The organism is Citrobacter sp. Cpo091 (genome assembly GCF_030332645.1).
Lineage (GTDB): Bacteria > Pseudomonadota > Gammaproteobacteria > Enterobacterales > Enterobacteriaceae > Citrobacter > Citrobacter portucalensis.
Genome location: NZ_JAOWHL010000017.1, coordinates 141,503 through 159,962 on the forward strand (window position 1 = coordinate 141,503; position 18,460 = coordinate 159,962).

At 54.1% G+C, this 18,460-nt stretch carries 14 protein-coding genes; 9 read left to right on the plus strand and 5 right to left on the minus strand.

Going from position 1 to position 18,460, the window contains the following annotated elements:
* Positions 1–5 precede the first annotated feature (5 nt).
* The 8 genes from yicI to OGY04_RS00815 all read left to right on the plus strand — a co-directional run bounded on the left by yicI (position 6) and on the right by OGY04_RS00815 (position 8,820).
* A complete protein-coding gene (gene yicI, locus OGY04_RS00780; protein ID WP_286584594.1) occupies positions 6–2,324 on the plus strand; it encodes an alpha-xylosidase in 2,319 nt (772 codons plus the stop codon).
* A gap of 456 nt (positions 2,325–2,780) precedes the next feature.
* Positions 2,781–4,334, plus strand: coding sequence for a BglG family transcription antiterminator (locus OGY04_RS00785; RefSeq protein WP_032945399.1), 1,554 nt, complete (start codon positions 2,781–2,783; stop codon positions 4,332–4,334).
* Between the two features lie 26 nt (positions 4,335–4,360).
* Positions 4,361–4,831, plus strand: coding sequence for a PTS sugar transporter subunit IIA (locus OGY04_RS00790; protein ID WP_128316420.1), 471 nt, complete (start codon positions 4,361–4,363; stop codon positions 4,829–4,831).
* A gap of 19 nt (positions 4,832–4,850) precedes the next feature.
* Positions 4,851–5,171, plus strand: coding sequence for a PTS fructose transporter subunit IIB (locus tag OGY04_RS00795; protein WP_003827230.1), 321 nt, complete (start codon positions 4,851–4,853; stop codon positions 5,169–5,171).
* A 26-nt stretch (positions 5,172–5,197) separates the two neighbouring features.
* The gene (locus tag OGY04_RS00800; RefSeq protein WP_003827232.1) at positions 5,198–6,289 is read left to right on the plus strand and encodes a PTS fructose transporter subunit IIC; all 1,092 of its coding nucleotides are present in this window, start codon (positions 5,198–5,200) and stop codon (positions 6,287–6,289) included.
* A gap of 11 nt (positions 6,290–6,300) precedes the next feature.
* Positions 6,301–7,152 (plus strand): class II fructose-bisphosphate aldolase, encoded by an 852-nt coding sequence (locus OGY04_RS00805; protein WP_032945395.1) that lies wholly within the window; start codon positions 6,301–6,303, stop codon positions 7,150–7,152.
* Positions 7,153–7,232: 80 nt separating this feature from the next.
* Positions 7,233–8,093, plus strand: a complete 861-nt coding sequence (locus OGY04_RS00810; RefSeq protein ID WP_003024018.1) for a ketose-bisphosphate aldolase — start codon at positions 7,233–7,235, stop codon at positions 8,091–8,093.
* A gap of 49 nt (positions 8,094–8,142) precedes the next feature.
* A complete protein-coding gene (locus OGY04_RS00815; RefSeq protein WP_186412852.1) occupies positions 8,143–8,820 on the plus strand; it encodes a D-lyxose/D-mannose family sugar isomerase in 678 nt (225 codons plus the stop codon).
* A gap of 42 nt (positions 8,821–8,862) precedes the next feature.
* On the opposite strand, the gene OGY04_RS00820 is transcribed toward OGY04_RS00815, so the two are convergent.
* The gene (locus OGY04_RS00820) at positions 8,863–10,572 is read right to left on the minus strand and encodes an AsmA family protein (RefSeq protein WP_286584600.1); all 1,710 of its coding nucleotides are present in this window, start codon (positions 10,570–10,572) and stop codon (positions 8,863–8,865) included.
* Between the two features lie 121 nt (positions 10,573–10,693).
* Positions 10,694–12,085: a xanthine/proton symporter XanP gene (gene xanP, locus OGY04_RS00825; protein WP_003024026.1), complete on the minus strand. Its 1,392-nt coding sequence runs from the start codon at positions 12,083–12,085 to the stop codon at positions 10,694–10,696.
* Between the two features lie 225 nt (positions 12,086–12,310).
* Here xanP and gltS point away from each other — a divergent pair, with 225 nt between their 5' ends.
* Complete coding sequence (gene gltS, locus OGY04_RS00830) at positions 12,311–13,516, plus strand: sodium/glutamate symporter (protein ID WP_003024029.1); 1,206 nt, start codon at positions 12,311–12,313, stop codon at positions 13,514–13,516.
* Positions 13,517–13,558: 42 nt separating this feature from the next.
* Here gltS and recG read toward each other — a convergent pair whose 3' ends face one another.
* From recG to spoT, 3 genes are read right to left on the minus strand one after another with little or no spacing between them, the layout of a single operon-like run.
* Positions 13,559–15,640, minus strand: coding sequence for an ATP-dependent DNA helicase RecG (recG, locus tag OGY04_RS00835; protein ID WP_286584601.1), 2,082 nt, complete (start codon positions 15,638–15,640; stop codon positions 13,559–13,561).
* 5 nt (positions 15,641–15,645) lie between these two features.
* Positions 15,646–16,335 (minus strand): tRNA (guanosine(18)-2'-O)-methyltransferase TrmH, encoded by a 690-nt coding sequence (trmH, locus tag OGY04_RS00840; RefSeq protein WP_032945382.1) that lies wholly within the window; start codon positions 16,333–16,335, stop codon positions 15,646–15,648.
* A gap of 4 nt (positions 16,336–16,339) precedes the next feature.
* Entirely contained in the window at positions 16,340–18,454 is a 2,115-nt protein-coding gene (gene spoT / locus OGY04_RS00845) for a bifunctional GTP diphosphokinase/guanosine-3',5'-bis pyrophosphate 3'-pyrophosphohydrolase (RefSeq protein WP_003024038.1), read from the minus strand.
* Positions 18,455–18,460: the final 6 nt, after the last annotated feature.

Genomic DNA, 18,460 nt, shown 5'->3' on the forward strand with positions numbered 1-18,460 from the left:
CAACGATGAAAATTAGCGACGGAAACTGGCTGACGCAGCCTGGCCTGAATTTAACTCACCCGATTCAGGTATTCGAGGTCGAGCAACAGGGTAACGAGATGATTGTCTACGTTGCGCCGCGCGATGTGCGTGAACGTACCTGGCAACTGGATACTCCACTCTTCACCCTGCGCTTTTTCTCGCCGCAGAAAGGCGTGGTTGGGGTGCGTATGGAACACTTCCAGGGCGCGTTGGATAACGGTCCGCACTATCCGCTGAACGTGCTGCAGGACGTCAACGTAGAGATACAAAACACTGCTGAATTTGCCGAACTGAAAAGCGGAAATTTGAGCGTGCGGGTCACTAAAGGTGAGTTCTGGTCGCTGGATTTCCTGCGTAACGGCGAACGTATTACCGGCAGCCAGCTGAAAAATAACGGCTACGTGCAGGACACCAACAGCGGGAAAAACTATATGTTTGAACGCCTGGATCTGGGCGTTGGCGAAACAGTGTACGGTCTGGGCGAGCGCTTTACTGCGCTGGTACGTAACGGCCAGACGGTGGAAACATGGAATCGCGATGGTGGCACCAGTACCGAGCAGTCTTACAAGAACATCCCGTTTTATCTCACCAACCGTGGTTACGGCGTGCTGGTAAACCATCCGCAGTGCGTGTCGTTTGAAATTGGCTCTGAGAAAGTGTCAAAAGTGCAGTTCAGCGTTGAAAGCGAGTACCTGGAATATTTCGTCATCGACGGCCCTACGCCGAAAGCGGTGCTGGATCGCTATACCCGCTTTACCGGTCGTCCGGCACTGCCGCCAGCCTGGTCATTCGGTCTGTGGCTGACTACATCGTTCACCACTAATTACGATGAAGCGACGGTGAACAGTTTTATCGACGGGATGGCCGAGCGCAATCTGCCGCTGCACGTCTTCCATTTCGACTGCTTCTGGATGAAAGCCTTCCAGTGGTGCGACTTTGAGTGGGATCCGGTGACCTTCCCTGACCCGGAAGGTATGATCCGCCGCCTGAAAGAGAAAGGGCTGAAGGTCTGCGTATGGATAAATCCTTATATCGGCCAGAAATCCCCACTGTTCAATGAACTGAAAGAGAAAGGTTATCTGCTCAAGCGCCCGGACGGCTCCCTGTGGCAATGGGATAAATGGCAGCCGGGCCTGGCGATTTATGACTTTACCAATCCTGAAGCCTGCGAGTGGTATGCCAACAAGCTGAAAGGTCTGGTGAATATCGGCGTTGACTGCTTCAAAACTGACTTTGGCGAACGCATTCCTACTGACGTTAAGTGGTTTGACGGTGCCGATCCGCAGAAAATGCACAACCATTATGCGTACATCTACAACGAACTGGTATGGAACGTGCTGAAAGAGACCGTCGGTGAAGAAGAGGCAGTGCTGTTCGCCCGTTCGGCCTCGGTGGGTGCGCAACAGTTCCCGGTGCACTGGGGCGGCGACTGCTACGCCAACTATGAATCGATGGCCGAAAGCCTGCGCGGCGGCTTGTCCATCGGCCTGTCCGGCTTTGGCTTCTGGAGTCACGATATTGGCGGCTTTGAGAATACCGCCCCGGCGCACGTCTACAAGCGCTGGTGTGCGTTCGGGTTGCTCTCCAGCCACAGCCGCCTGCACGGTAGTAAATCCTACCGTGTGCCATGGGCGTACGATGATGAATCCTGCGATGTGGTGCGCTACTTCACTGAGCAGAAATGCCGCATGATGCCGTACCTGTATCGCGAAGCAGCTCGCGCCAATGAGCTCGGAACACCGATGATGCGCGCGATGATGCTGGAGTTCCCGGACGATCCGGCATGTGATTATCTCGACCGCCAGTACATGCTGGGCGATAGCGTGATGGTTGCGCCGGTGTTTAGCGAGGTGGGTGATGTGCAGTTCTATCTTCCGGAAGGACGCTGGACGCATCTGTGGCGTAACGACGAGGTGGCGGGCAGCCGCTGGCATAAGCAGCAGCATGAGTTCCTGAGTCTGCCGGTTTATGTGCGCGACAATACACTGCTGGCGCTGGGCTGCAATAACCAGAAGCCGGACTACGCCTGGCACGAAGGGACGGCGTTCCAGCTGTTCCATCTGCAGGAGGGTCGGGAGGCGATTTGTGAAGTCCCGGCGGCTGACGGTTCGGTTATCTTCACGCTGAAGGCGACGCGCACGGGTAATACCATCACCGTGCAAGGAAGTGGCGAAGCGCGCAACTGGACGCTGTGTCTGCGTAATATTACGCAGGTTAGCGGCGTGAAGGGCGGCTCATCTGTGGGCAGTGAGTGGGGAACGGTTGTCACGCCGGATGCGGATGTGCTGACGATTACCCTGTAAGTAAATCTCAACGTGGGCTGGATGGCGACGCAATGCGTTTTATCCGGCCCACGCTGCGAGCAGCATTCCAGATCTGAAAATCCAAAACATCCTGAATTAAATTTTTATCTCCCCATATTTGCGAGCGATATCACTCTGAATCCCGCGAAAAATGTGATCTGCGCCGTAAATATCTCACTATTTCTCGTTTTTGTCTTATTTCTGTCCGGAATACAGGACACGATTTAGTATTGTTGGCGCATCGTAGTCCTCTTATATTTATCATCACGGATTACACGTGGAGCATAAATGCTTCTTTATAACCTAAATAATTCGAGTTGCAGGAAGGCGGCGACGCAGCGAATCCCCTGAACGTACATAAGTACGTGACTGGGGTGAGCGAGGAAAGCCAACGCACATGCAGCTTGAAGTATGACGGGTATAGATATTTAATCTGGTATGTAATAAGGGTAAATAATGCAAATGATTACCTCGCGACAAAACAGATTATTAAAATTTCTTCTGTCTAAGAAGGAATATGTCACGCTGCTGAAAATTGCCGAATATTTATCTGTTTCAGAGAAAACTGTGCAGCGCGATCTGCGCTTACTGGAACCATGGTTATCAGAATGGAAAATAGCCATCGATAAACGTGCTGGTGCTGGGGTGATATTAAGTGCTGATAATATTACAGACCTTTTATATATGGACCAGTTATTAGGAACGGAGGGTGATGATGCTGACGGCATGATGAATAATTCACGGCGAGTCAAGATAGCTTCACAATTATTAAGCGAAACGCCGCATGAAACGTCGATCAGTAAATTATCCGAACGTTATTTTATTAGTAGCGCATCGATTGTTAACGATCTGAAAGTAATTGAATCCTGGATTACCCCACTGGGCCTGTCGTTGATTCGCAGTCAGAGCGGCACGCACATCGAAGGCAGCGAGAGCGGTGTGCGCCAGGCGATGGCATCGTTGATTAACGGTGTGATTAACCATAATGAACCCGGCAGCGTGATTTATTCACGCCTGGATCCGGGCAGTTATAAAGCCTTAGTGCATTACTTTGGCGAAGAAGACGTTTTATTTGTCCAGACGTTATTGCAGGAAATGGAGAACGACCTGTGCTGGTCGCTCGGCGAGCCTTATTACGTCAATATCTTTACCCATATTCTGATCATGATGTACCGCATCACGCGGGGCAATGCGCTTCCGAGAAAAGAAGAAAGCATCTCTACCTGTGATGAGAACATATTTTCCATTGCCAGTCGCATGATTCAGCATATCGAAAAACGCATTGCCCACCCGCTGCCGGAAGACGAAGTCTGGTTTATATATCAATACATTATCTCCTCGGGTGTGGTGATTGAAGAGCATAATGACGTGAGCGTGATTGGTCATATGCACTCCAGCGACGAAGCGCGTTTGATTACCCATCGGTTGATTGCCACCTTCGCCGAGATGGTCGACAGCGATCTTAGCCAGGACACGGCGCTGTATGACGGATTGCTGATCCACATTAAGCCGCTGATTAACCGACTGAACTACCAGATCCGCATTCGTAATCCGTTGCTGGAGGATATCAAAGGCGAGTTGCAGGACGTGTGGCGTCTGACCCAGTGTGCGGTGAATAGGGTGTTTAGCGGTTGGGGCGAGCGGGCCGTGTCGGAAGATGAAGTGGGATATTTAACCGTGCATTTTCAGGCCGCAATGGAGCGTCAGATAGCGCGTAAACGCGTGCTGCTGGTCTGTTCAACGGGTATCGGCACTTCTCACTTACTCAAAAGCCGTATTCTGCGCGCCTTTCCGGACTGGACTATCGTCGGCGTGGTGTCGGCAGGCAGCCTGCCCACTGTACTGACGGACGATATTGAACTGGTGGTATCGACGATTAATTTACCCGCGGTTGCCATGCCGGTCGTGTATGTCACTGCCTTCTTCAATGATGCGGATATTAAGCGGGTAACAGAAACGGTTATTACGGAAAAATTACATCGGGCGACGTCGCTGGTCGTTGAAAATTAATGTCTGAACTCCATGAGGTATGATTGATGGACATCACGAAAATACTCAATACAAATCGCGTTATTTTGGACATGAAGGCTACAAGCAAAACGGAGGCTATTGAGGAACTGACGGATATTCTGCAAAAAGATGGAGCAATTAGCTGTCGTGAAACGTTTATTCAGGATGTCTGGCAACGTGAGTCAGAAGGCTCGACCGGCTTCGAAAACCATATTGCGATCCCGCACGGGAAATCCTCGGCGGTGGTCAATACCACGCTGGCGATTGGGCGTACCCGCGAGGATATTCCCTGGGAAACCCTGGATGGCAGCAACGTGCGCTGCATTATTCTGTTTGCCGTACGTCTTGAAGATCAAAACACCACCCATATTCGTCTGCTTTCGCAGGTTGCTGGCGCGTTGGCAGATGACGACATTATTGAACAACTATTAGTTGAAAGTAGTCCACAAAAAATTATTGAGCTTTTTAGCCAATATGCTGAATCCAATGTCTGCTAAATAAAATGTGGAGCATGTTATGAATATTGTTTGTGTTGCCGCCTGTACGGCGGGTATTGCGCACACCTATATTGCCCGTGAGAAGTTAATTAAAGGTGCTAAAGCGCTTGGTCATAATATAAAGGTTGAAACCCAGGGCACCATTGGCACAGAAAATGAACTGCTAACAGAAGATATTTCTGCGGCTGATGTCGTGATTCTTGCTGTCGATGTAAAAATAAAAGGGGAGGAGCGATTTTCAAACAAACGCATTGTGCGAGTAAAAACTGAAATCGTCATAAAATCGCCCATTCAGTTTCTTGAAAAGGTCGAAAAATCATTAGTTAATAATAACCAGTAGCGATCCTCATTCTGGAGGGGTTTCACATGAGTGAAAATAAAATTCCGCTATCTCAGGAAATAAAAAAACATTTATTAACGGGAATTTCGTGGATGATCCCGTTAATTGTCGCCGCCGGGATCTGTATTGCTCTCGGGCAAATACTTGGCGGCACTAACGTCGGTGAAAAAACAGGAACCATTCCCTGGATGCTCAACCAGATTGGCGGCTGGGGGATGGGGTTAATCGTACCGCTGATTAGTGCGGCGATTGCGTACTCCATTGCTGACCGTCCGGGATTCGCGCCGGGCCTGATTGTCGGCTTCGTCTGCGGAGAAATTCATACCGGTTTTATCGGTGGGATGCTGGGCGGATTTCTGGTCGGTTATACCGTCCTGCTGCTCAAGCGCTATATCCGTTTGCCGCAGTCGATGCAGGGGTTGATGCCCATCATGGTGCTGCCGGTACTGAGTACCGTTATCGGCGGCCTGTTGATGATGACGCTGATTGGCAAGCCGATTGCCTGGCTGCAGGACGCGTTGATTCATCTGCTGGAGTCCATGCAGGGCGGATCCCGCTTTCTGATGGGCGCTATCCTCGGTGCGATGGCGACATTCGACTTCGGTGGGCCGGTGAATAAAACCATGTCGCTGTTTGCTGACGGCATGTTGGTCAGCGGCGTGTACGGTCCGGAAGCGGTGAAGTTTGTTGGTTCGATGATCCCTCCATTTGGCATTACGCTCTCTTTCCTGCTGACGCGTCACAAGTACACCCGTGCGGAACGTGAGGCGCTGAAGGCCGCATTCCCGATGGGGATCTGCATGATTACCGAAGGGGTCATTCCGATTGCGGCGCGCGACCTGCTGCGCGTGGTGGGCTCCTGCGTGGTGGCCTCGGCGATTGCGGGTGGCCTGATTATGGTGTGGGGTGTCGAAAGCCCGGTACCGCATGGCGGCATGTTTGTGGTTCCGCTCTTTACGCATCCGCTGCTGTTTTGCCTGGCGCTGGGGATCGGTACGGTGATTTGTGGCGTCATGCTGTCGCTGTGGAAGAAACCGGTAACCGAGCGTGATGAAGAGTTTGACGAACTCAGCGATCAAAAGCTGAAAGACGAAGAAATCACCTTCACCCTGGAATAACCGGAGGCCGTATGTTTGCCGATATGAAAAGCATGGTGACCAAAGCCTGGCGCGAGCAGTACGCGCTGCTGGCCATCAACTGTATGAACCTGGAAAGCGCCCGCGCAGCGGTGCGAGTGGCGGAGAAACACCGTGCGCCCATCATTCTGAATTTGTATCAGGGGCATCTGGAGCATTTTCCGGCCCCGATAGCGGCAGCGGTGGTCAAAACGCTGGCAGAGGAAGCCTCGGTACCGGTCGCGCTGGCGCTGGATCATGGAAAGGATCCTGTACGCATTCGCCAGGCTTTTCGCGCCGGATTCAGCGGCTTAATGATCGACGCCTCCGCCTTTGCGCTGGAGGAGAATATTCGCCAGACCCGGGCGGTGGTTGAGCTTGCAGCCAGCGTTTCTCTGTGCGTGGAAGGCGAGCTGGGTCATCTGGCTGATGCTCCGTGCTATGACCACGCCGCTAACGCTGATTTGATGACCCAGGCCGCCGACGTGGAACCCTTTATCCAACAGACCGGGATCGATTTGCTGGCGGTGTCGGTGGGTACGGCACACGGCATGTACGCGCCGGGCATCACACCTGCTATTGATTTCCAGCGGCTGGAGGAAATAGCCCGGTTATCAACGGTTCCGCTGGCGCTGCATGGCGGCAGCGGGACGCCGTTTGACCAGCTACAACGCTGCCCGACGTTTGGTGTCGCCAAGATAAACGTTGGTGCGGCGGTTTTCGAAGCCGGAAAGGCTGCGCTACTGCATACCCTATGTCGCGACACATCCGGTGAACTCGTTGATGCCCTGGCCCTGATGGAACAGGCCTGCGAGGAAGCCATTATTCCGTACCTGCAGGCCAGCGGCGCTATCGGCAAAGCCTGATTCATTTTCTGTAACGCCTTCTATGCCTCTGCGATGACGCACTGGCAGGGCTTTCTACACCCTGAAACTGGAGAATTAACATGTTAGTTTCGATGAAAGAATTACTGCAACCTACCCGTCAGCACGGTTTTGCCATCGGCGCATTCAACGTGGCGGACAGCTGCTTTGTACGTGCAGTAGTGGAAGAAGCGGAGGCGACCAATACCCCGGCGATTATCTCCATTCACCCCAGCGAACATGATTTTGTCGGCGATGCGTTTTTTAGCTACGTCCGTGATATCACCCTGCGCAGCCCGGTTCCCTTTACTCTGCATCTGGACCACGGCGCTTCGGTTGAGCATGTCCTGCGGGCGATTCAGTGTGGGTTTACCTCGGTGATGATTGATGGCTCGCTGCTGCCATATGAAGAGAATGTGGCGCTGACCCGCGAAGTGGTCAAACTGGCGCATGCGGTAGGTGTTTCGGTAGAAGGGGAGTTGGGAACGATTGGCCAGACCGGGACGTCAGTGGAAGGCGGCGTGTCGAAGGTTACTTATACCGATCCTGCTCAGGCAGAGGATTTTATCGCCCGAACGGGTGCAGACACGCTGGCGGTGGCGATTGGAACCGCGCACGGGATCTACCCGAAAGGGATGCAGCCAGAGCTGCAAATGAACATCCTGCGCGATATCGCTGGACGTGTGGATATTCCGCTGGTGCTGCACGGTGGTTCCGCGAACCCGGATGCGGAAATTGCCGAATCCGTGACGCTGGGCGTTGGCAAAATCAACATTTCCAGCGATATGAAATACGCCTACTTCCAGAAAGTCCGCGAAATCCTGGCGAAAGAAACCTGGTGGGACCCGAACGTAATCTATCCGGAAGCCATTAGCGCCGCGCGGGACGTGATCCGCCACAAAATGAAACTGTTCGGTTCAACCGGCAAAGCATCACTTTACTAACGGCATGCAGGCGGGGCGACCCGCCTCTTTCGCAACAAGGAAAAGTGGAATGAAGCGTTCACACATTAATTATGCCGTCGATAAAGCGCATGCCATCGCTGAGACTTTTCGGGTCTGTCTGCCTGATTTTGCGTATTTTACGGTCGATGCCTGGCGGCAACAGGATCAAACTCTGTGGCGTGAAGTGCGCGATCTCCAGTTGGGCTGGGATATTACCGACTTTGGGCACGGAGATTTTGCGCAAACAGGGCTGACGTTACTAACGTTGCGCAATGGTCTGATGGGGTCAGCGGATTACCCCAAACCGTATGCCGAAAAGATGCTGCAAATTCAGCAGGATCAGCAAACGCCATGGCATTTTCATCGCCATAAAATGGAAGATATCGTTAATCGCGGCGGCGGTGATTTATGTATGCAGCTGGCGTGGGCCACGCCTGATGATGAGTATGACGCCCGACGCGTTGTTGAGGTTAGCGTGGATGGTCAGCGGCGTACAATTAACGCTGGCGAGACGCTGGTATTGAAACCGGGACAAGGAGTGTGTCTGCCGCCGCGCTTGTATCATCGCTTTTGGGCGGAGAAGGCGTTTGTGCTGGGCTGGGAAATCTCGATGGTCAATGACGACCAGCATGACAACCACTTTCTGGAACCTGGCGGTCGCTTCCCGGTGATTGAAGAAGACGAGCCGGTGAAATGGCTGTTGTGCAGTGAATATATTCACTTATGAGCGTGAGTAGGCCCGGTAAGCGAAGCGCCACCGGGCAATAAATCATTGTGCAGGTGGTGGTGCAGTGACTTCACTCCCCGAAACCACGCCCGCCTGCATGGTTTGCGTTACCTGCTGTTTCTCCACGTTCACCGCATGCAGCTGACCGTTGACCGTTGGCTTGAGCGGCGCATCGGCCTGAATATTGCCGCTGGCGGTAAGCTGGATGTTGCCATCGCCGGAAAGCGGCAGTGCGGGCCAGCCCCACTGCTGCAGGATCGTCATTGGCACGCCGCGCCCGTTCAGGCTGACCTGCGTCTGGCGCTGAGGTAGCTGCGAAATGCTGGCGGTGGCCTCCAGCAGTCCTTTTTCCGTATAGGCGCTCAGTTCGCTGATATTGATGGTGCTGCTGTTTGCCGTTAGCGCCAGAGAAGGACGACGCACATCCGTACGGTTAAAGGTGGCTGCGGCAGCGTTGAGGGTGGCGCTCCCGCTCCAGATCCCCCACTGATTGTTCTGTACCAGCCCGAGGTTAGCGCCGTAGCCGTCCAGCGCGGTGAGCTGCCACGGGAAATTCGGGTCGATATCAATCACCAGATTGCGGCTGGCGCTGAATTTCTTCAGCGTCAGGCTGTTTAGCCACGCTGGCAGGGGTTTCATCCACAGCTGCTTCCAGTTTTCCGGCAGCGTGTATTCCAGACCAGCAATAGCGGCATCGTCAAGGACCAGCGCTTTGTTGCTGCGCATCCAGTTTCCGGATGTTCTGACCATACCGCCTTCCCAGCGGGTGGTGAACTGGCGCAGCGCAATGCCCTGCGGTGAGAACTCGGCGTTCAGAATCGGATCGAAGAAGTGCAGAGAGCCGTAAATAAACTCGCTGGCATTCATCGACAGTTTGCCTTCCTGAGTTTGCCAGTCGTCCTTGCTGAAGGTCATGTTGCGCAAGCTCAGATCGAGATCCGTCACCGCCCAATCGGGGCCTTGCAGACGGGCATCCGTCACTTCCAGACGACCAATTTGCAGGGAAGGAATAGTGCTTAACGGGGCAAAAAAGTCGGCCAGCGATTTGTCGCTTTGCAGCCGGATATCGTTCAGGCGCAGATTCTCCACAACCCAGCTCCCGTCGGCATTGCGTTGCGCTACGCCGGTTAATGCCCCACGCGCCACGTCAGCGCCAATATTGCTTAGCGTCACCCGGTCATGGTCGATGCTGCCTTCAATCAAGACGTTGGTAGTTGGAACATCGTTGAGCGTCAACGAACTGGCGCTGAGCTGAATTTGCGCTTTGCTCCCGAGAATTTTACCTGCCTTAGGGCTCCAGGGAATGACGCCGCCGTTAACGCGCTGGGCGCTGAGATTCCACTCGCTGCCGGGGCTGTTAAGCGCCATATCCTGCAATTGCAGGCGATCGGCCTGGAACGGCAGCGGTGCGGTTTGCTGGGAAAGATTCAGCGTGCCGTTTTGCAACAAAATGGTGTCTACGTGCAGCGGGTCGGTGATTTGGCGGCTGCTCAGCCCAATATCGACCGTTTTAGCGACCAGCGTTGCGGGCTGACCATCCCGGCCAAAGGTGACGTTTTCCAGCAGAATATGGGAAGGGGAGGAAAACCGGTGATCGATGGCATCAAACGCCAGATGGTAGCTGCTGTTCTCCGAAACCCAGGCGCTGACGTGCTCTGCCCCCCAGCGGGTTTGCAGTAGAAAATAAAGGCCGAGAATCGCCACTGCAAGGGCGATCAGCACGTAAAGAAGCAGCTTTCCAATAAATTTCATGGTCTTCCATCCCGCGAAGTGCACATAGTCAAGTTATGCACGATTTAGGCGCAATGCTCAAGGCGGGAATGGTGAAAGAGCGTTACAGCGGCGTTGATTCAGAACCAACGCCGCATTTTGCTTATTGCTTTTCTGGTGGGAATACCAGATTCAGAACGATTGCGGTAATACCGCCAGCGGCGATACCGGAAGAGAGTAGGTTTTTCACCCAATCCGGGGCGAACTGGAGAATCAGCGGCTGCTGGGAAACACCCAGACCAACGGCCAGCGACAGCGCGATAATCAGAATCGCGCGGCGGTTCAACGGCTCGCGGGACACGATACGCACACCGGATGCTGCGATAGTACCGAACATCACCAGCGTTGCGCCGCCCAGTACCGGCTCAGGAATATGCTGTACAAAACCGCTGACTGCCGGGAACAGGCCCAGCGCGATCAACATCAGCGCCACCACAAAACCAACGTAGCGGCTGGCAACGCCTGTTAACTGAATAACCCCATTGTTCTGGCCAAAACAGGAGTTCGGGAAGGTGTTGAACACGGCGGAAACAAACGAGTTCAGACCGTTCGCCAGCACGCCGCCTTTCAGGCGCTTCATATACAGCGGACCAGAAACCGGCTGCTCGGAGACATCAGAGGTAGCCGTAATATCGCCGATGGTTTCCAGTGAAGTGATCATAAAGACCAGCATCAGCGGCAGCAGTAAACTCCAGTCGATGCCCAGGCCATAATACAGCGGTGTTGGCACCATCAGCAGGTCCTGACTTACCGGTGCGGTATTTTGCGGCAGCATGTCCATAAACCAGGCCAGCAGATAGCCTGCCGCCATCGCAATTACCAATGACGCAACGCGCAGGTACGGGTTGCGTTGACGGTTAAGCAGGATGATTAGCGCCAGCACCACGCCTGCCAACAGTAAATTCTTCGGCGCACCAAAGGTGTTGTCGCTCATTGCGGCATAGCCACCGCCAATCGATGTCAGACCCACCTGAATCAACGACAGGCCGATAATCATCACTACCACCCCTGAGACCAGCGGAGTAATAATACGACGCGCCAGGTGCAGGACACGCGAGATAACCATCTCGGTGCAGCTTGCCAGCATCAGCGTACCGAACAGCGCCGCCATCATGGTTGGGACATCTGCGCCACCGGTTTTTAGCGCCGTACCGCCCATAATCAGTGGCGCAACAAAGTTAAAGCTGGTGCCCTGAATGGATAGCAGCCCTGAGCCGACCGGCCCCCAGGCTTTGATCTGAATGATAGAAGCCACGCCGGAGGCGAACAGCGACATACTGATAATGTGTTGAGTATCCTGAGCCGGTAAACCAAGCGCCTGGCAAATTAACAGAGCAGGGGTGATCACCGCGACGAACATGGCCAGCAGATGCTGGCAGGCGGCAAACAGGGTCTGGGCTAACGGGGGGCGATCTTCAAGACGGTAAATCAGTTCACTGTTGTGAGTCTGCGCAACCGGTTGCGCATTTGTTGACTCTACGGCGTTAACGGACATCAGAGGCAATCCCATGGTGGAAAAGCGGTGATTTTATCTGACCAGGGCAGAAAAGCAAACGTTTGCTAGCAGGTATTCTTAATATTTAAAACGGATAAACAAACATTTTTATATAACTTTTCATCATTTTCTGCTTAAAATCCACTCCGAAAACTCAATAAGAGCTAAAAATCGGTCTGGAATGCATCGTGCGTGATTGTGCTAAACGCACTAATGGAGCTGTAAATGTTTTATCTCGATACGTTATCAACGCTGGTTGCGGCAACCCTTGTGTTGCTGCTGGGACGTAAGCTCGTCCAGTCTGTTTCCTTTCTGAAAAAATACACCATTCCCGAACCTGTTGCAGGCGGATTGCTGGTGGCGATTGCGCTGCTGGTGCTGAAAAAAAGCATGGGTTGGGAAGTGAACTTCGATATGACCCTGCGCGATCCGCTGATGCTGGCCTTTTTCGCCACTATCGGTCTGAACGCCAATATCGCCAGTCTGCGTGCTGGTGGCCGCGTGGTGGGTATCTTTCTGATTGTGGTTGTTGGCTTGTTGCTGATGCAAAACGCCATCGGTATTGGTATGGCGACCCTGCTGGGTCTGGACCCGCTGATGGGTCTGATCGCTGGCTCGATCACCCTCTCTGGTGGACACGGAACCGGGGCCGCGTGGAGCAAGCTGTTTATTGAACGTTATGGCTTCACCAATGCGACTGAAGTGGCGATGGCTTGCGCAACGTTTGGTCTGGTGTTGGGTGGGCTGATTGGCGGCCCGGTGGCACGCTATCTGGTCAAACACTCCACCACGCCAGACGGTATGCCGGACGATCAGGCCGTGCCGACCGCATTTGAAAAGCCGGACGTTGGGCGCATGATCACCTCGCTGGTGCTGATTGAAACCATTGCTCTGATCGCTATCTGTCTGACGGTGGGTAAAATCGTTGCGCAAATGCTGGTTGGAACAGTGCTGGAATTGCCGACCTTCGTCTGCGTGCTGTTTGTTGGGGTGATCCTCAGTAACGGTCTGGCGCTACTGGGCTTTTATCGGGTGTTCGAACGTGCGGTTTCTGTACTGGGTAACGTTAGTCTGTCGCTGTTTCTGGCGATGGCGCTGATGAGCCTGAAGTTGTGGGAACTGGCTTCACTGGCCTTGCCGATGCTGGCAATCCTGGTTGTGCAGACTATTTTCATGGCGCTGTACGCGATATTCGTCACCTGGCGCATGATGGGTAAGAACTACGATGCCGCCGTGCTGGCTGCCGGACACTGCGGTTTTGGCCTCGGCGCGACGCCGACGGCGATTGCCAACATGCAGGCGATTACCGAACGTTTTGGACCATCCCATATGGCGTTTCTGGTGGTGCCGATGGTGGGGGCGTTCTTTATCGATATCGTCAACGCGCTGGTGATTAAGCTGTATCTGCTGTTACCGATTTTCGCGCAATAACGGCTGTGCGGCGGGGTAACGTCCGCCGCCGCTATGAATTAACTACGCGTTGGAGTAGCGTTCGGTTTCCGGCATCCAGCGTTCTATCAGTGCCGCGGCCTGTTGCGGATAACGTTCGTGAATATGGCGGGCAATGCGCTGAACTTCCGGGATAATCGCCTGATCGCGCAGTAAATCTGCGACCTTGAATTCTGCTGTTCCGGTCTGGCGAGTACCTAACAGCTCGCCGGGGCCGCGAATCTCTAAATCTTTTTGCGCAATTACGAACCCGTCATTGCTGTCTCGCAGAACCTGCAGGCGTTTCTGCGCGGTTTTAGACAGCGGTGATTTGTAGAGCAGAACGCAGTGGGAAGCCACCGCGCCACGGCCTACGCGACCACGCAACTGGTGCAACTGGGCCAGACCTAAGCGTTCCGGGTTTTCAATAATCATCAGGCTGGCGTTTGGCACGTCCACGCCCACTTCAATCACCGTGGTAGCAACCAGCAGATGCAGTTCACCCTGCTTAAAGGCCGCCATTACTGACTGCTTCTCGGCGGGCTTCATGCGCCCATGTACCAGGCCAATATTGAGTTCTGGCAGCGCCAGTTTAAGCTCTTCCCACGTCGCTTCTGCCGCCTGAGCTTCCAACAAGTCAGACTCTTCAATCAGCGTACAGACCCAGTATGCCTGACGTCCTTCGTGGGTACAGGCGTTGCGCACGCGATCAATGATATCGCTGCGGCGGGTATCCGGAATGGCGACCGTAGTGACCGGCGTACGCCCCGGAGGCAGTTCGTCAATGACCGACGTGTCGAGGTCAGCATAGGCTGTCATCGCCAGGGTACGTGGAATCGGCGTGGCGGTCATGATTAGCTGGTGTGGGTGGAAACCCTGCTGCTGACCTTTTTCCCACAGCGCCAGGCGCTGATGAACGCCGAAGCGGTGCTGTTCGTCGATGATAACCAGCGCCAGCCCGTTGAACTGCACCTGTTCCTGGAAAATCGCGTGCGTGCCGACAATCATCTGCACCTGACCGCTGGCGATGGCTTCTTGTTGCGCCAGACGCGCTTTACCTTTCTGCTTGCCCGCCAGCCAGCCCACTTCAACGCCCAGTGGCGCGAACCAGTTGCGGAAGTTATTTGCATGTTGTTCAGCCAATAGTTCGGTAGGAGCCATTAGCGCAACCTGCTTACCATGTGCGATAGCCCGCAGCGCGGCCAGCGCGGCAACCAGCGTTTTACCGGAGCCGACATCACCCTGCACCAGGCGCATCATCGGCACATCCAGTGCCATATCGCGTTCAATCTCAGCGGTAACGCGGGCCTGTGCGCCAGTAGGTTTGAACGGCAATGCTGCCAGCAGCTTATCTTTTAGCGCGTTGTTAGCACTTAACGGCTGGGCGTGAAAACGCTGTGCCCCGGCGCGTAGTGACAGCATGCTGAGATTATGCGCCAGTAGTTCTTCGAGAATCAGACGTCGCTGCGCCGGATGTTGTCCGGTTTCCAGATCGCTGAGTTGCAGCGACGGTGGGGGGCGGTGCAACGTGCGCAGTGCTTCGGGTAGGCTCATCATGCCCTGTGACAGCTCTGGCGGCAGCAGTTCGGCAATGGCGCAGGTATCGAGTAGATCCAGTGCCTGATCGGTCAGCTTGCGCAGCGTGGCCTGCTTCACACCTTCGGTGGTTGGATATACTGGTGTGAGTGTTTCCTGCAATTCTGGCGTGCTGAGATCGCCTTGTACGCGGTATTCCGGGTGAATCATCTCTGCGCCGTATTTCCCGCGTTTGGCTTCGCCGTAGGCTAGTACCCTACGCCCGGTAGCAAGGCTGTTTTTCATCGCTGCGCTGAAGTTGAAAAAGCGCATGGTGAGAATCCCCGAACCATCGCTGATTTGACAGGTCATCATCCGGCGGCCGCCGAAGGTAATATTGCAGTTCAGCACTTCGCCTTCAACGGTGGCATAGACACCCGGCAGCAGTTCGCCAATTGGGTACAGATGGGTACGGTCTTCGTAACGCAGAGGGAGGTGGAGCAGGAGGTCCTGCACGGTGTGCAGGCCAATTTTCGCCAGTTTACTGCTTTGCGCTGCGCCAACGCCGGTCAGAGAGTTGAGTGGGATGGCATCCAGTAAACGGCCTTTCATCGCGTTTATCTCGCAGATTGCATAGTGGCCCACCACGTTGCATCGGCTTCAATTTCGCCCTGCGTGTTTACGTGAGGGTAGGGAAGACCTTTGCGCTTAGCGACATTCGCCAGCACCGGATAACCGCCTTCAAACAGTAAGCGCTGCTGCTCTTCTTGTGGCAGCATGCTGTTTTCTCGTCGGTACATCCCCGCGTTTTGCCGCTGGCGCTGTGCTTCGTACAGAATCAGCGCGGAGGCGACAGAAACGTTCAGTGACTGCACCATGCCAGTCATGGGAATGATGATGTCCTGATCAGCCAGATCCAACGCTTCCTGAGTGATGCCGGTTTTCTCCTGGCCCATCAGGATGCAGGTGGGGCGCGTGTAATCAATCTCGCGAAAATCCACGGCTTTATCTGACAGATGGGTTGCCAGGACCTGCATGCCCCGGCTTTTTAAATGTGTGACCGCATCGCCAATGGTAAGGTGAGTTTTCACCTGCACCCAACTGTTGCTGCCTGCGGCAGAAGAGGCCATGGTGCGCATACGGCTACCCGGCCAGACGGCGTGGACTTCATGCACGCCGACCGCATCTGCAGTACGAATAATCGCAGAAACGTTATGAGGTTTGTGAACCTGCTCCATGCAGACGGTCAGATCGGGCTGACGACGTGCGAGCATCTCGCGGATACGTGCATAGCGCTGTTCATTCATAAGACTAGTTTCGGTTACGGGTGACTTTTATCACGTCCGGCATGACGCGGATTTTGCGCATGATATTCGCCAGGTGCACGCGATCGCGAGCGGTCAGGCGAATAAAGGCGCTATAAACGCGGCCATCTTTCTCTTCCGTATTCAAACTTTGAATATTGGAGGTGGTCGTGTTGATTGCCGCCGTCAGGTTCGCCAGAGCACCCTGGTGGTTAAACATATCCACCTTAATCTCGGTGATGAATTCCTGCTCCGTCTCTTTATCCCATTCCACCGCCATAAACTTCTCTGGCTCTTTCTGGTAGCCACGAATATTACGGCAGGACTCATGGTGGATCACCAGACCTTTACCCGGACTGACGTGGGCAATGATTGGATCACCTGGAATTGGACGACAGCATTTCGCGAAGGTGATCAGCACGCCGTCTGCGCCTTTGATTGGCAGATGACCATGGCCAGATTGTGCTGGTACGTTCGCTGTTGCTTCGCCCTGCTGGAGGTTTTTCGCTACCACCACGCTCATGGCGTTACCCAGACCGATTTCTGCGAGCAGATCGTCAAGCGTGGCGAGCTTCATACGCTCAAGCTCACGCTGGATGCTCTCTGGCGGGATCTCAGCCAGTTTACGGCTACCGCCCAGGGCATGGTTGAGCAGTCGACGACCCAGACTGACGGAATCATCGCGCTTGAGGTTTTTCAACAGTTGACGAATCTTGGCGCGCGCTTTCGAACTGACGACGAAGTTTAGCCACGCTGCGTTCGGACGTGCACCCGGCGCGGTGATAATCTCAACGGTCTGGCCGCTAAAGAGCGGTTGTGAAAGCGGGTAAGGCTGTCTGTCGACGCGCGCGCCGACGCAGGCGTGACCGATATCGGTATGCACGGCGTAGGCGAAGTCGACAGGCGTTGCACCGGCGGGCAGTTCGACAATGCGCCCTTCCGGTGTGAAAACATAAATCTCATCCGGGAAGAGATCAGATTTGACGCTTTCAATAAATTCAAACGAGCTACCGGCGCTCTGCTGCAGTTCCAGCAAGCTTTGCATCCAGCGCTGAGCGCGGATTTGCGCAGTGGTGCTGCTTTCGCCGCCGTGCTCTTTGTAAGCCCAGTGCGCTGCGACACCCATCTCTGCCATCTGGTCCATGTCTTCAGTACGAATCTGTACTTCAACCGGGACGCCATGAGGGCCGATCATTGAGGTGTGCAAAGACTGATATCCGTTCGCTTTCGGAATGGCGATATAGTCTTTCACGCGACCAGGGCGTGGTTTGTACAGGCTGTGCATCTGGCCGAGTACGCGATAGCAGGTATCGGAATCATGAACGATGACGCGAAATGCGTAGATATCCATGATGGAGTGAAAACGCTGCTCTTTGAGCACCATTTTGCAGTAAATAGAGTACAGGTGCTTCTCACGCCCGCTTACGCGACACGGAATACCTGCCTCCTGCAAACGCCCTTCGATTTCCGAGAGGATTTTTTGGATCATCTCTTTGCGGTTGCCGCGAGCGGCTTTAACCACTTCTTTAATCACGCGATAGCGGTTTGGGTACAGCGCTTCAAAACCCAGCTCTTCCAGCTCGGTTTTAATGTGATGAATACCTAAACGGTGTGCCAGCGGACTATAGATTTCGAGAGTTTCACGGGCGATGCGGCGACGCTTGTCCGGGCGTAATGAACCCAGCGTGCGCATGTTGTGGGTGCGGTCGGCAAGTTTGATGAGAATGACGCGGATATCCTGCACCATCGCCATAATCATCTTGCGAAAGTTTTCAGCTTGCGCCTCTTTCTTATCGCGAAACTTAAGCTTATCAAGTTTCGATACCCCTTCTACCAGCTCTGCAACGCTTTTACCAAAAAGCTGTTCCATGTCCTGATAGGTGGCTGGGGTATCTTCAATCACGTCATGCAGCAGCGCAGCCATCAGCGTTTCGTAGTCGAGTTTCATCTCGGCCAGAATGCAGGCTACCGCTACCGGGTGCGTGATATAGGGTTCACCGCTTGAACGTGTCTGGCCCTCGTGAGCGTCACGTGCAACGAGATACGCCTGCCGAAGACGCTTAATCTGGTCTTCCGGCAGGTAGTTTTGAATCAGTTGATTCAGGCTTTCAAACAGATACAAGGGCGA